Origin of the sequence: Falsiroseomonas sp. (assembly GCF_051859025.1) — a bacterium.
In the GTDB taxonomy this organism is placed as follows: Bacteria; Pseudomonadota; Alphaproteobacteria; order Acetobacterales; family Acetobacteraceae; genus Falsiroseomonas.
On the sequence record NZ_JBHYGL010000041.1, the window covers coordinates 131,424 to 144,749 of the forward strand.

At 70.1% G+C, this 13,326-nt stretch carries 13 protein-coding genes; 1 reads left to right on the plus strand and 12 read right to left on the minus strand.

Annotation, left to right across the window (positions count from 1 at the left end; genetic code table 11):
• Positions 1–4: 4 nt before the first annotated feature.
• From ACTIE5_RS28905 to ACTIE5_RS28960, 12 genes are all read right to left on the minus strand, one after another.
• Positions 5–1,279, minus strand: a complete 1,275-nt coding sequence (locus ACTIE5_RS28905) for a molybdopterin molybdotransferase MoeA (protein ID WP_439553207.1) — start codon at positions 1,277–1,279, stop codon at positions 5–7.
• A gap of 19 nt (positions 1,280–1,298) precedes the next feature.
• Positions 1,299–1,817 carry a molybdopterin-guanine dinucleotide biosynthesis protein B gene (gene mobB, locus ACTIE5_RS28910; RefSeq protein WP_439553208.1) on the minus strand — a complete coding sequence of 173 codons (519 nt, stop codon included), beginning with the start codon at positions 1,815–1,817 and terminating at the stop codon, positions 1,299–1,301.
• A gap of 70 nt (positions 1,818–1,887) precedes the next feature.
• Entirely contained in the window at positions 1,888–2,913 is a 1,026-nt protein-coding gene (locus tag ACTIE5_RS28915) for a formate dehydrogenase subunit gamma (protein ID WP_439553209.1), read from the minus strand.
• A gap of 16 nt (positions 2,914–2,929) precedes the next feature.
• On the minus strand, positions 2,930–3,526 hold the full coding sequence (gene fdh3B, locus ACTIE5_RS28920; protein WP_092961999.1) for a formate dehydrogenase FDH3 subunit beta: 597 nt from the start codon (positions 3,524–3,526) through the stop codon (positions 2,930–2,932).
• Between the two features lie 16 nt (positions 3,527–3,542).
• Positions 3,543–6,464 (minus strand): formate dehydrogenase subunit alpha, encoded by a 2,922-nt coding sequence (locus ACTIE5_RS28925; protein WP_439553210.1) that lies wholly within the window; start codon positions 6,462–6,464, stop codon positions 3,543–3,545.
• Between the two features lie 21 nt (positions 6,465–6,485).
• The gene (locus tag ACTIE5_RS28930) at positions 6,486–6,707 is read right to left on the minus strand and encodes a twin-arginine translocation signal domain-containing protein (protein ID WP_439553211.1); all 222 of its coding nucleotides are present in this window, start codon (positions 6,705–6,707) and stop codon (positions 6,486–6,488) included.
• A gap of 25 nt (positions 6,708–6,732) precedes the next feature.
• Entirely contained in the window at positions 6,733–7,332 is a 600-nt protein-coding gene (locus tag ACTIE5_RS28935) for a TorD/DmsD family molecular chaperone (RefSeq protein ID WP_439553212.1), read from the minus strand.
• Between the two features lie 215 nt (positions 7,333–7,547).
• Positions 7,548–8,267, minus strand: coding sequence for a DUF3306 domain-containing protein (locus ACTIE5_RS28940; protein WP_439553213.1), 720 nt, complete (start codon positions 8,265–8,267; stop codon positions 7,548–7,550).
• A complete protein-coding gene (locus ACTIE5_RS28945) occupies positions 8,264–8,827 on the minus strand; it encodes a DUF3305 domain-containing protein (protein ID WP_439553214.1) in 564 nt (187 codons plus the stop codon). Before ACTIE5_RS28945 ends, ACTIE5_RS28940 begins: the two co-directional genes overlap by 4 nt.
• The gene (locus ACTIE5_RS28950; protein WP_439553215.1) at positions 8,824–9,876 is read right to left on the minus strand and encodes a DUF6352 family protein; all 1,053 of its coding nucleotides are present in this window, start codon (positions 9,874–9,876) and stop codon (positions 8,824–8,826) included. Before ACTIE5_RS28950 ends, ACTIE5_RS28945 begins: the two co-directional genes overlap by 4 nt.
• Positions 9,873–10,424, minus strand: coding sequence for a DUF6505 family protein (locus ACTIE5_RS28955; RefSeq protein WP_439553216.1), 552 nt, complete (start codon positions 10,422–10,424; stop codon positions 9,873–9,875). The genes ACTIE5_RS28950 and ACTIE5_RS28955 overlap by 4 nt, the downstream gene beginning before the upstream one ends.
• Positions 10,421–11,155, minus strand: coding sequence for a biotin/lipoate--protein ligase family protein (locus tag ACTIE5_RS28960; RefSeq protein ID WP_439553217.1), 735 nt, complete (start codon positions 11,153–11,155; stop codon positions 10,421–10,423). Before ACTIE5_RS28960 ends, ACTIE5_RS28955 begins: the two co-directional genes overlap by 4 nt.
• A 94-nt stretch (positions 11,156–11,249) precedes the next feature.
• Here ACTIE5_RS28960 and ACTIE5_RS28965 point away from each other — a divergent pair, with 94 nt between their 5' ends.
• Positions 11,250–13,310 (plus strand): 4Fe-4S binding protein, encoded by a 2,061-nt coding sequence (locus ACTIE5_RS28965; protein WP_439553218.1) that lies wholly within the window; start codon positions 11,250–11,252, stop codon positions 13,308–13,310.
• The last annotated feature ends 16 nt before the right edge of the window (positions 13,311–13,326 follow it).

Below are 13,326 nucleotides of genomic sequence, written 5' to 3' on the forward strand. Positions count from 1 at the left end.
CGCGTCAGAACGCCGCCCGGAAGGGTAGGATTCGCAATTCGTCGCCGGGGGCGACCGCCGTGACATCCTCCGGCAGTTCCGCGAAGGCATCGGATTCCGTCAGCGAGGTCAGCAGACCCGCCCCCTCCCGCGCATATTTGCGGGCCACGGGCAGGCCCGGCCCGAAATCCAGCCGGACGCGGACATATTCGCGCCGCCCCGCCTTCTTGCGATAGGCGAAGTCGGCCCGGGCGCTGAAGCGCGGCAGGCGGTCCGGCGCCGCGCCCGCCAGGCGCAGCACCAGCGGCCGCGCCAGATGCAGGAAGGTGACGACCGCCGCCACGGGGTTGCCGGGCAGGCCGACCACGGGCACCCCTCCCGAGGCAAAATTTCCGCCTGCCTTCGGCAGGACTCCCATCGCCGCCGGACGCCCCGGCTTGATGGCCAGCCGCCAGAAGACCAGCCGCCCGCCCTGCCCGATCGCCGCCTTCACATGGTCGGCCTCGCCGGTCGAAACCCCGCCCGAGGTCAGCAGCAGGTCATGGCCGGCGGCCGCCTGCGCCAGCGCCGCCGCCGTCGCCGCGGGCTCATCCGGCAGGATGCCGAGGTCCACCGCTTCCACCGGCAGCCCGGCCAGCAGCGCCAGCAGGGTGAAGCGGTTGCTGTCATAGGTCTGCGCCGGGCCGAGCGGCGCGCCCGGCTCCGCCAGTTCATCGCCCGTCGAGAAGACTCCGACCCGCACGAGGGGCCGCACCGGCAGTTTGCGAAAACCCAGCGCCGCCGCCAGCCCGATCTCCGCCGGGCCGAGCCGCCTGCCCGCTGGCAGGGCCACCACGCCGGTCGCCACATCCTCCCCAGCCGGGCGGCAATTGGCGCCGCGCTTCAGGCCGGCCGCCAGCAGCACCGCGCCGCCTTCCTCCCGCGCATCCTCCTGCATCATCACGGTGTCCGCGCCATCCGGCATGGGCGCGCCGGTGAAGATGCGGATGGCGGTGCCGGGCGCGATGGGGTGCGCTTCCTGGCCGGCCTGGAGGCGCGCGGCGATGGGCAGGCGCGTTTCGCTGCCCGCCACCAGGTCGGCATGGCGGAAGGCATAGCCATCGACGGCGGAATTGAAGAAGGGCGGCAGTGGCGTGACGGCGCGGAGGTCCTCCGCCAGGACGCGACCCACGGCCTGGCGCAGCGCCACCTGTTCCGCGCCCTCCGCCGGGGGGATGCGCGCCTCGATGAGCGCCTGCGCCTCCTCCACGGACATGAGCGGCCCGCCGAAGGCGAAGCAGTCGTCGCTGAGTTGCGCCATGGCCCCCTACCGCCCCCCCCTAACGCCCGAGAAATTCCCCCAGCGCCATCGCATGGGCCAGCACGAGATCGGTGATCGCGTCGATTTCGTCCAGATGCGCCCAGGGAAGATCGCGACCGGGCGGCGCCACGTCGCTGGCGATGGCGGCGATATGCGGGTCCGCCGGATGCAGCCAGGGCTTGGCGTTGGCGCCGCGATGCACCTCGATCTTCGGGTGGTGGTCGCGCTTGAAGCCCTCCACGATCACGAGGTCCACCGGCGCCAGCTGCGCCAGCAATTCCTTCAGCGGCGGCTCCGCGGCGCCGCGATGTTCCGTCATCAGCGCCCAGCGATGGGCCGATGCCACCAGCACCTGCCGCGCGCCCGCCGCGCGATGTTCGTAGCTGTCCTTGCCCGGGCGATCGATGTCGAAGGCGTGGTGCGCGTGCTTCAGGGTGGAAACGCCGAGCCCCCGCGCCGCCATGGCGGGGATCAGCCGCGTCATCAGCGTGGTCTTGCCGGCGCCGCTCCAGCCCGCCAACCCGATCAACCGCGTCATGCGTGAGTTCCAGACATGAAAAAGGCCGGCTCGGGACAACCCCGGCCGGCCTGGTTGGTAGGGCGCGGCGTCAGTCCGCGCCAGCGGCCTTGGCGCCGGCGGGGCCACCGATGGTGTCCCGCGCCTTCGCCATTTCCTGCTCCACCCAGAGGGAGTGGTGTTCCTTCGCCCAGTTCAGGTCGACCTCGCCCGAGCCCATCGCATCGAAGGCGCCTTCCATGCCGACGGAGCCGATGTAGATGTGCGCGATCATCGCGGCGACCATCAGCACGGACAGCACGCCGTGCACGATGTGCGCCAGCTGCATCCCCGCGATGTCGGTCATGACGAAGGGGAAGATCAGGACGTAGCCGGAGATCGACACCAGCGCGCCGCCCAGCACCGTGATCCAGAACACCATCTTCTGGCCGCCGTTGAAGCGCGCGGCTTCCGGATGCCCATGGCCCAGCAAGCCGCCACCCGCCTTGAACCAGGCGATGTCGCGCGCATTCGGGACGTTGTCCTTCACCCACACCAGGAACAGCAGGACGATGCCGAGCGTGAAGGGGAAGGCCAGGTAGTTGTGGGCGATCTTGCCCCAGAGGCTGACGGCGGTGAACGCCTCCGGCCCGATGATCGGCAGCAGCAGGAAGCGGCCGAAGGTCAGGTTGAGGCCCGACAGGCCCAGCACCACGAAGGACGACGCCGTCATCCAATGGGCCGCGCGCTCGAACCCGTTGAAGCGCTTGATGGTGCGCCCCGCGGGCCCGGCCTCGATCGCGATGCGGCCCTTCGACATGTAGAAGATGACGAGGATGGCCAGCATGCCGAGCACGGCGATGCCGCCGACCCAGGTCAGCGTCTTGTTGTGGAAGTCGCGCCATTCCCGGCCTTCCGGCTGGATCAGCACCTCGGACGTCGCATCGGGGATGCTGCCGCGGCCGGCGATGCGCCCGCCATTCAGCGCCTTCATCAGTTCCAGCTCATCCGCCGAGCCGGGGGTGGTGATGGGGTTGGTCGGCGTGCCCGTCACGGGCCCACCGAGCTGCGCCATCGCGGGCGTGGCCAGCGACAGCGCGAGTGCCGCCGCCGCCAGGAACCGGGTGATCCTGTTCATCGTCATTTCCCCGGGATTACGCGCCGACAGTCTCGCGATACGCCGTGCGCCAGCCCCAGGCGCCGGCGCCGTAGCCGCGCTTGGCCACGCGCTCGCGGTAGATGGTCGCGATCATCTGGCCGTCGCCGGCCAGCAGCGCCTTGGTGGAGCACATCTCGGCGCAGAGCGGCAGCTTGCCTTCCGCAATGCGGTTGGCGCCGTACTGCGTGTATTCCACCAGCGTGCCGTCCTGCTGCGGCCCGCCGGCACAGTAGGTGCACTTGTCCATCTTCCCGCGGCCGCCGAAATTGCCGACGCGCGGATATTGCGGCGCGCCGAAGGGGCAGGCGTAGAAGCAGTAGCCGCAGCCGATGCACAGATCCTTGTCGTGCAGCACGATGGCATCCGCCGTCGTGTAGAAGCAGGACACGGGACAGACGGCCGCGCAGGGTGCGTCCGTGCAGTGCATGCAGGCCATGGAGATCGAGCGTTCGCCGGGCCGGCCGTCATTGATCGTGACGACGCGGCGGCGGTTGATGCCCCAGGGCACCTCATGCTCGTTCTTACAGGCGGTGACGCAGGCGTTGCATTCGATGCAACGGTCGCTGTCGCAGAGGAACTTCATCCGAGCCATTGGTTCTGTCCCCCTCTTAGGCCGCGCGGATCTGGCAGAGCGTGACCTTGGTTTCCTGCATGAAGGTCACCGGGTCGTAGCCGTAGGTCGTGATGGCGTTGACGCTTTCGCCGAGCACGATCGGGTCCGTGCCCTGCGGGTAGCGGCGCCGCTGGTCCTCGCCCATGAAATGGCCGGCGAAGTGGAAGGGCATCCAGGCGACGCCCCGTCCCACACGCTCCGTCACCATGGCCTTCATGCGGGCCTTGGACTGGTTCTCCGGCCCCGTCACCCAGACCCAGCCGCCATCGCGGATGTTCCGCGCCGCGGCATCGGCCGGGTTGATCTCGACGAACATGTCCTGCTGCAGCTCGGCGAGCCACTTGTTGGACCGCGTCTCCTCGCCACCACCCTCGTATTCGACCAGGCGGCCGGAGGAGAGGATGATCGGGAAGTCGCGCGCCACCTGGTGGCTGCGGTTCTGCACCGTCACGCCGAGATGCGGCATGCGGAAGCCGCGGCGGTCCGGCAGGGTCGGGTACTGCGCGATCAGGTCGGTGCGCGGCGTGTAGATGGGCTCACGGTGCACCGGCACGGGGTCGGGCAGGTTCCAGGCCACGGCGCGAGCCTTGCCGTTGCCGTAGGGCACGCAGCCATGTTCCATCGCGACCCGGATGATGCCCATGGACAGATCTGTGGCCCAGGAGAAGTTGCCCCCGTTGGCCTCGATCCAGCCCTTCTCCTCCGCCGTCAGGTCGTCATACCAGCCGAGGCGGCGGAGCACCGCCGTAGTGAATTCGGGGTAGCCGTCCTGGATCTCGGAGCCCTTGGACCAGGACCCCTCCGCCAGCAGCGTCACGCCGTTGCGCTCCACGCCGAAGCGCGGGCGGAAGGTGCCGCCGCCATCCTTCACGTGCAGCTGGGTGTTGTACAGGATGTGGCTGCCCGGGTGCTTCCACTCCGCCTTGCCCCAACAGGGCCAGGGCATGCCGTAGAACTCGTTCTCCACCGGCGTGCCGGCGCGGCCGCGCAGCGTCACCAGGTCGAACTTGTCCTGGTGCTCCATGTGCAGCTTCAGGCGTTCCGGGGACTGGCCGGTATAGCCGGTGGACAGCGCGCCGCGGTTGATCTCCCGCAGGATGCTCTCCGCCGTCGGTGCGTTGTCCTTGACCTCCATGGTCTTGAAGATCTCGGCCTGGAAGCGGATCGCCTGGTTGCTCCGCTCCGCCGCGCGGTCCAGCGCGCCGGTCAGGCGGTACATCATCTCGTAGTCGTTCTTCGATTCGAAGATCGGGTTGACGACCTTCGCGCCCCACTGGACGGACCGGTTGGACGCCGTGCGGCTGCCGTCGCATTCAAACTGCGTCGAGATCGGCAGCAGGTAGGTGTTCTCACGCCGGTTGCCGAGCACCGCGAAGGTGGTGGGGTGCGGGTCGGCGACGACCAGCAGGTCCAGCGCCTCCAGCCCCTTCACCGCTTCCGGCATGCGCGTGACGGTGTTGCCGCCATGGCCCACCACCAGCATGCCCTTCACGCGGTCACGCTGCTGGATCTGGTCCTTGGGCAGGGTGATGGCGTCGAAGTAGCGCGTCGTCGGGATGCCCGGCGTCGTCATCATGGCCGGCGTGTCGAAGCGCGCCACCATGTCCTCGTAGCGGACATTCCACACCCGGCTCCAATGCCGCCAGGCGCCCTCGTCCAGCCCGTAATAGGCCGGCAGCGTGCCCACATCGAGGCCGAAGTCCGTCGCGCCCTGCACGTTGCAGTGGCCGCGGAAGATGTTGGCGCCGGTGCCTTCAAGCCCGACATTGCCGGTGGCCAGCAGCAGGATGGAGAAGGCGCGGACATTGGCCGTGCCGACCGTCTTCTGCGTGGCGCCCATGCACCAGATCAGCGTCGAGGGCTTTTCGGTCGCGAAGGCCTGCGCCACCTTCTTCAACTGGTCGCCCGGCACGCCGGAGACACGCTCGACCTCGGCCGGCGTCCACTTCGCGCATTCCGCCCGGATCTCGTCCATGCCGAAGACGCGTTGCGCGATGAACTGCTTGTCTTCCCAGCCATTGGCGAAGATGTGGTGCAGCATGCCCCACATCACGGGGATGTCCGTGCCCGGACGGATGCGGACATAGTCGGTGGCGTGCGCCGCCGTGCGGGTGAAGCGCGGATCGATGACGATCAGCTTCGCGCGGTTCCGTTCCTTGCCGCTCAGCACATGCTGCAGCGACACGGGATGCGCTTCCGCGGGGTTCCCGCCCATGATGATCATGGTCTTGGAATTGCGGATGTCGTTGTAGCTGTTCGTCTGGGCGCCATAGCCCCAGGTGTTCGCCACGCCCGCCACGGTGGTGGAGTGGCAGATGCGCGCCTGGTGGTCGACGGAGTTGGTGCCCCAGAAGGCCGCGAACTTGCGGAACAGATAGGCGCCCTCGTTCGAGAACTTGGCGCTGCCCAGCAGGAACATGCTGTCCGGCCCGCTTTCGGCCCGGATCTTCATCATCCGGTCGGCGATCTCGTTCAGCGCGACATCCCAGCTGATGCGCTGCCACTGCCCGCCGACGAGCTTCATCGGGAACTTCAGGCGCCGGTCGCCATGCACCAGTTCACGGACGCTGGCGCCCTTGGCGCAATGCGTGCCGCGGTTGATCGGGCTTTCCCAGGCGGGCTCCTGCCCGACCCAGACGCCGTTCTGCACTTCCGCCACGACCGTGCAGCCCACCGAGCAATGGGTGCAGATGTTGCGGATGCGCTGGATCGGCTTCGACAGGTCGGCAACGCCCGTCGCGGCCCCGCTGGCCTGCGCACGGCCGGGCCCCATGGCGCCCAGCGCCGCGAGCCCCGCGGCGCCGAAGCCGGCCTGGCGGAGGAAGCTGCGGCGGTCCAGCCCGCCGGAGGACAATCCCTGATAGGCGGCGGCCAGGCGCTGGCGCGCGGCCTTGCCTTCGGAGCGCTTGATCAGCATGCGTGCGTTCCCCCGTTCTTCTTATTCGTAGGCGTTGGTGCGGTAGAAGGCCTGCACATGCGCCGAATCGCCCTTGTAGCGGGCGGCCAGGCGCTGCTGCTCATTCTCCTTCCGCGCATCGCGCGACGGCACATTGTCCGCGCGCTGCGCCAGCGCGGGCGCTGCGGTGGCTGCCGCCGTGCCCAGGCCCAGCGCCTTCAGGAAACCCCGGCGGATGGACTTTTCCGTCCCTTGTTCGCTCATGGTCATCAGCTCCCGGTTCAAACCATCAGGCCGGCAGGTCGGCTGCCGCGGCCTCGATCTCGATCACGGTGCGGCCCAGCCGGCCCACCGCCCTGTAGAACACCGCCATCTCCGCCTTTTCGAGGTCGGCGAAGAAACGCCCCGCCCAGGGGCGCATATGACGGGTGAAGAAATCGTTCGCCTGCTCGGGCTCCGCCGCGAAGGCGCCCGCGATCAGCCCGGCCAGCACTTCGCACATGAAGGCGATGTGGTCCTCGGGCTCCGCGATGCCCTCCGCCTTCTCGACGCCAAGGCGCATCAGGTCCCCGCGCAGATCGGCCAGCGGCCGTTCATGCAGGAAGCCGGTCAGGTAGTAGGAGGCATAGGGAAGCAGCTCGCCCCGGCCGACGCCGATGAACAGGTCGAAGAACTCGCGTTCCAGCGCCTCCGGCGTGGCGGCGGCGGCCGCGGCGGAGATCGCCGCATAGGCATCGCCCAGCTCGCCCGGCCCGCGCGGCAACAGCTTCAGCCGCGCGAGGAGGGCAGCATCAGGCGCATGGCTCAGCAGGCGGCCCAGCAGCGCGAACAGCCGAGCCCGTTCCGCATCCACGGCGTCCAACGCTGCTGAAGATTGCGTTTCCGTCATTAAGCCGCCGAAAATCCCAAGATGCGGAAGTTACGCCAATTCCGCCTCTGCCGGCCAAATCCTATCAAGTTTTCAGGGGTAATCCAACCCCAGGGATCGGGATGGGGCGCGGTCGCACAATGTTGAATATCATATACTATTCATTCGTAGGGTAGGCGCTGGGACCGGCGTGCCGCCGGCCTGTTTTCCAGCGGGAAACATTACCAGAATTGCAGTTATGCCGGCAGCGCCCCGCCGTGGCGCCGCCGCCGCGGCTGGGGCCCGCCGCAATCCTCTTCCGTCGTTGGCAACGCGGCCATGGGCGGGGGTGCGATCGGGGAGGCCAGGGTTGCGCCCGGGGGGAGCATGGCGGGCGCTTCCACCATCACGGCCGGCCCCGAGTCGGGCAGCGCCCCAGGCTCGGGCAGTGTCCCAGGCTCGGGCAGCGGGGCCTCTTCCGGCGGGGCTGCGTCGTCCAGCGACGCCGGCTTCTCCTCCACCGCCCCGATCGCCTGGGCCAGCAGCTTCTGCACATCCCCGATCAGTTCGGAGGCGAAGCCGTTCGGCAGCCCGCCCGGCGTGTTGAAGTCCCACTGGTATTCGACGGGGCCGATATAGTCGCGGATCGCGGGGTCCAGGCTCCACATGCGCCGCAGCGCCGCCGATCGCAGCGCGGCGGGGATGCCGGGGCGGAGGAAGGGCGCCAGGTCGCTCGTCACCGACAATTCGTCGATCCGCGGCAGGGTCGAGAGGTCGATCGGCTCCATGCCCGGAATCGGGCAGGTGCCGGATTTGGGCACACCCCCGGTTGAGTCGGCGGCTGCGTCCCCGGTTGGGTCTGGGGACAGGGGTTCCGGCATGGCCAGGGCGTCCGGCGGCGTCTCCGCCTCGGCCTCCATGCCCCGCTTGCGGCGGGACCAGCGGCCGAGGAAGCCGGGCTCCCCCTCCCCGCTCACGCCTCATCCTCCGGCATCCGCCGCGCATTTGCCGCATCCGCGCTCCGCGCCGGGGTCCCATCCGCGCTCCGCGCGAGTGCCTCCGGGTTCGCCTGGTCGCGCTTGCGCTTGTAGAAGCCGCGTTCCTTGTGGTGGCGGGCGACGAACTCCGTCGCGATGGCGTGCAGCCCGGGCGGCATGGGCAGCGCCTCCATCAGATCCTGCCCGACATCGGCGTGCAGATGCGCCTCCCCAGGATCGACCATCACGGATTGCAGCGCCATGCCAGGCTCGGCCTCGGTCGGGCGCAGCAGCACCCAGACCAGGGGCTGCGCGGATTCGAGGTTGTGCTTGTAGTTGTCGGTGTCGGTCGGGTGCATCACCACCTCCGCGACGCCGGCGAAGAACAGGGCGCGGCCGCTATCTTCCCGCAGCTTGGTCCAGGCGGGGACGGGGGGCGCATGTTCCAGCACCTCCACCGCCTGCCAGACGTGATCCACCCACTTGGTCACACCCGGCCGGCGTTCGGCGATGACGGCGACCTGCACCGCCACGGAATCGGGGTGGCGCGGCACGCTCATGCCGCATCCTCCCGCGCCCGCAACGGCAGGCCGGCGACCAGGTTCTGGGGCTTGATGCGCAGCTTCTGCGCGGCATCCATCGCGATCGCCAGATAGACGGGCTTGCCCGCGACGCGCGGCAGCACGCGCGATGCCTCGGCGAATTCAAGCACGCCGAGCCAGATGATCCGCGCCAGCCGCGCCTGCTTCACCTTCTTGCCCTGCCAGAGGTCGTTGGCGATGGCGGTCGCTTCCGCGTCCAGCCCGACATGCCAGGTCCAGTTGTGGTCCTCGATCACGGGCACGGGGCGGATCGTCACCTGCTCCCCCATCACATGGCCGATGAAACGTTCCAGCGCGCGGGCCAGGCCGTGCTGCCCGGGCCGTCCCTCGGCGATGTCGAGCGCGAAATCATGCGCGTCCGACCGCCCGGGATAGAGGTGCCCGTTCTCCTCCGACAGCACGTCGATCTCGACCTCCCGCGGCTGGGCGCCGGCTTCGACCAGCAATTGGCCGAGCGCGCCGAAGCCGCTGTCGCCGCCCTTGTGGTCCAGGATCTCCTCATCCGCCACCAGCAGCGCGCCCTGGTGGATGGCCACGCGCTGGATGCGGAACAGCAATTCGGCGGCGCGCAGGGTGAAGGGATCCCCCACCCCTTCCAGCGCGGATCGCACGACCAGGTGCGTCAGCATCTGCAGGAAGATCGGCGGGATGCCCGCGACGCCCTTCCGGTAGAGCGAGAGCCACGCGGCTTCCAGGCAGGGCTCCGCCACCACGCGGTCCCGGAACTGGAGGAAGACCCGGAAATTCTCCTGCGCGTCGGCGTCCGCCAGTGCCGCGACCTCGGCCTCCGTCACCACGCGCAGCGGGTCCACCATCAGGGCGGCATGCAGCGCGCGCTCCGCGTCGCAGGCTTCATCGGGCGGCACCAGTTCCGGCCTGGCGCAGAAGGCGCGCCAGAGGTCGGGCGTGCCGTGGATGCGCCCATCCTCGTCCCGGTCACACAAATGGTGGCCGGAGGCGACCCAGAAATCGCCCGGCATCAAGCCGGGTGGCGTGTTGCCGCTCATGCGCGGTCACCGAGGTTCATCAAATCGGGCCGCTCCACCGGGTCATCCTCGCCGTCCACCGTCACCATCCCGAAGACCGGGAGCGCATTGAAGCTGGTATGGGGCGTGTCCCGCAGATGCAGGGTGCGGAAGCGTTCGCGCACCTCCCCTTCCTCGACGCTGCGGGACAGAGCCAGGACGGTGCCCGGCGCATGCCCTTCGCAGAGGCTCTCCGCGAAGCCGATTTCCTCCAGCGCCGCCGCCTGCGCGGCATCGTCATCGGGCGCGCCGTGGCGGGTGCGGATGTGCGCGGCCAGCGCCGCCACCGCCGCCTCCCGCTCCGCCGCCGCCGCCGCCGCCACTTCCACCAGCGTGGACCAGCCGAAGCTGGACAGGCCGAGGAAGCCGCCCCGGAAGGCCTGGCGCCGCTTGCCGGCCATCCCGGCCGGGTCCTCGTCCCAGAATTCGAAGGCGCCCGGCACCGCCCATTCCCCCGGCGCCGCCGCGGGGTCGAAGATCACGGTGTCGGAGGGATCGAGCCGCAGGGTACGCGGCAGGAAGCCGGTCATGCCGGCACCGCCAGCGCGTCCAGCAGTGCGTGCCGGGTCCGGGTGCCGTCCTCATCCAGCAGCAGGTCGCCGCTGGCGGGGTCGATCCCCCGCCTTGCCTCGCCCATCCATTCCTGCCGGGCCAGCCTCGCCAGATAGCGTTCCGCCATGCGCGTGAAGCCGGACCCCGGCCCCACCCGCTGCCATTCCGCCAGGTTCGCCATCAGGTGCCGCGCCCAGGCGGCGGTGAGATCGGCGCAGGAAACCTCATCCTCCGACCAGCCTTCCTCCAGGATCGCGGTCTGGTGCAGGCCGTGGCCGGGCTCCCAGCCCCGGGGGAAGGACAGGCGCGCTTCCATGCCCAGCACCAGCCAGGCGGGTTCGTCCTGCTCGGCCGTGGCATCCGGCCACGCCAGCCGGATGCGGCCCACCTGGCCGTCATTCACCAGCACGATCCCCGGCCAGTGGAAGGTCAGCGGCACTTCCGGCGGGCCATAGGCGGCCAACGCATCGGCCAGCGCGCTGGCGCCGGCGAAGATGGCGGCCCGCGCGGCGGCCAGCGGCAATTCGGGTTCCAGCACCACCGCGGCCTCGATCCGCGATGCCGATCGCACCCAGGCGAGCGTCCCCGCCCCATGCTCCGGCGCCAGCGCCAGGGCGCGGGTCATCGCATCGCCGCCCTCGCGCAGCGCGACCACGGGTTCGAAGACACTCGGCAATTCGGGTAGGCCAAGGGGTAGGTCTTTCGCCACGGCTGGCTCGCTTCCTCCGGCATCCCTCGCAACGGCGAGAGGACGCGCATATATGGGCGGGCCGCGCCCGGGCCTAGACCCGGGGACAACAGGGATGCCCGGGACGCCGATGACCGCCACCGCCGCCACCAACGGGCGCACCACCTTCGTCTGTTCCTGCGAGGATACGATGCCGCTCGATGGCCGAGCCATCGCCCGCGGCTGCGCCACCGCCCCCCGCCAGGCCGAGCAGCTCTGCCTGGCGCAGCTCGACCGCTTCCGTGCCGCGCTGGCGGAGGACCGGCCCATCACCGTCGCCTGCACCGCGCAGGCACCGCTGTTCCAGCAGGAGGCGGAGGCCGCCGGCTTCACCCGCGATTTGGGCTTCGTGAACATCCGGGAGACCGCGGGCTGGTCGGAGGATGCCAAGGCCGCCGGCCCCAAGATGGCCGCGCTGATCGCCGCCGCCGCCGTGCCCATGCCCGCCACCGCCTTGGTGCCGATGAAGAGCGAGGGCGTGACCCTGGTGCTGGGCCGGGATGAGGCCGCGCTGGCCATCGCCGCCCGCCTGGCGGAGAGCCTGGACGTCACCGTCCTGCTGACCGGCGCGCAGAAGGTCGCGCCGCTGCGCGCCGCCGATTTCCCCGTCGCCCGCGGCCGCGCCCGCGCCGCCACCGGTTGGCTCGGCGCCTTCGAGGTGACGGTGGATGGCTATGCCATGCCGCGCCCCTCCTCCCGCGCCGCCTATGAATGGGGCCCGGCGCGGGATGGCGCGACAAGCCGCTGCGACGTGCTGGTGGATTTGACCGGCGGCGCGGCGCTGTTCCCGACGCATGAGGTGCGCCAGGGCTACCTCCGCGCCGACACCTCCGATACGGCGGCGGTGGAACGCCTGGTCGCCCGCGCCCGCGACCTGGTGGGCGAATTCGACAAGCCCCGCTTCGTCACCTTCGACGCCTCGCTCTGCGCCCATTCACGCAACCGCCGCACCGCCTGCACGCGGTGCCTGGACCTCTGCCCCACCGGCGCCATCACGCCGGGCAAGGACAGCGTCCTCATCAGCGCGGAGATCTGCGCGGGCTGCGGCGCCTGTGCGGCCGTCTGCCCGACCGGCGCGGCGCAATACGCCATGCCGTCCTCCGACGCGCTGCTGCGGCGTGTGCGCACCCTGCTGCTGACCTATCGCGAGGCAGGCGGCGAAGCCCCCGCGCTGCTGGTCCACGATGCCGAGCATGGCGAGCCGCTGATCGATGCCCTTTCCCGCCACGGCGATGGCCTGCCCGCCCGCGTGCTGCCTCTGCGGGTCAACGAAGTCTCGCAGCTCGACCTCAGCTTCTTCCTGGCGGCCTTCGCCTGGGGCGCCGCGCAGATCCGCGTGCTGATGAAGGGCAAGCGCGCGCATGGCGTCGAAGGCGTCTTCCGCAACATCGACTACGCCACCACGATCCTCGCCGGCCTCGGCGTGACCGACCACGGCGCCCCCCGCGCCGCGGCGATCGAGACCGACGACCCCTTCACGATGGGGGAGGCGCTTCGCGCCCTTCCCCGCCGCGGCCTGCCCTTCCCCCCCGCCAGCTTCGCCGCCATCGGCCAGCCCCGCGAAATTCTCCGCCAGGCCGGCCGCGCGCTGGCGGAAGGCGCCGAACGCCGCGAGGCCGTCATCCCCATGCCGGCGCTGGCCCCTTTCGGCATCGCGCAGGTGGATACCAGCGGCTGCACCCTCTGCGTCGCCTGCACCACCGTCTGTCCGACCGGCGCCCTCTCCGCGAACCCCGAGAAGCCGCAGCTGCGCTTCCTGGAAGATGCCTGCGTGCAGTGCGGCCTCTGCGCCACCACCTGCCCGGAGAAGGTCATCACGCTGGAACCGCGCCTCAACCTCTCCCCCGCCAGCGCCCAGGTCGCGGTGGTGAAGGAGGAAGAGCCCTTCTGCTGCGAACGCTGCGCCAAGCCCTTCGGCGTGAAAAGCCAGATCGACCGCGTCTCGGCCAAGCTGACCGCCAGCGGCCACTGGATGTTCAAGGACGGGAAGCAGCTGGCGCTGCTCCGCCTCTGCGAGGATTGCCGCGCCTTCGCCGCGACGGACGGCCAGATGGACCCCTATGCGGGACCGGAACGGCCGACGACCAAGACGACGGAGGATTGGCTGCGGGAGGCTGAGCGCGCAAAGCGGCAATAGCCCTCTCCCTCCCCCG

Coding starts and splice junctions, on each gene's coding strand:
- ACTIE5_RS28925 (WP_439553210.1), bottom strand. CDS start 6,464: ATGCTGATCAAGCGCTCCGAAGGCAAGGCCGCGCGCCAGCGCCTGGCC.
- ACTIE5_RS28915 (WP_439553209.1), bottom strand. CDS start 2,913: ATGAACAGGATCACCCGGTTCCTGGCGGCGGCGGCACTCGCGCTGTCG.
- ACTIE5_RS28950 (WP_439553215.1), bottom strand. CDS start 9,876: ATGAGCGGCAACACGCCACCCGGCTTGATGCCGGGCGATTTCTGGGTC.
- ACTIE5_RS28905 (WP_439553207.1), bottom strand. CDS start 1,279: ATGGCGCAACTCAGCGACGACTGCTTCGCCTTCGGCGGGCCGCTCATG.
- ACTIE5_RS28945 (WP_439553214.1), bottom strand. CDS start 8,827: ATGAGCGTGCCGCGCCACCCCGATTCCGTGGCGGTGCAGGTCGCCGTC.
- ACTIE5_RS28935 (WP_439553212.1), bottom strand. CDS start 7,332: ATGACGGAAACGCAATCTTCAGCAGCGTTGGACGCCGTGGATGCGGAA.
- ACTIE5_RS28965 (WP_439553218.1), top strand. CDS start 11,250: ATGCCCGGGACGCCGATGACCGCCACCGCCGCCACCAACGGGCGCACC.
- ACTIE5_RS28930 (WP_439553211.1), bottom strand. CDS start 6,707: ATGAGCGAACAAGGGACGGAAAAGTCCATCCGCCGGGGTTTCCTGAAG.
- mobB (WP_439553208.1), bottom strand. CDS start 1,817: ATGACGCGGTTGATCGGGTTGGCGGGCTGGAGCGGCGCCGGCAAGACC.
- fdh3B (WP_092961999.1), bottom strand. CDS start 3,526: ATGGCTCGGATGAAGTTCCTCTGCGACAGCGACCGTTGCATCGAATGC.
- ACTIE5_RS28955 (WP_439553216.1), bottom strand. CDS start 10,424: ATGACCGGCTTCCTGCCGCGTACCCTGCGGCTCGATCCCTCCGACACC.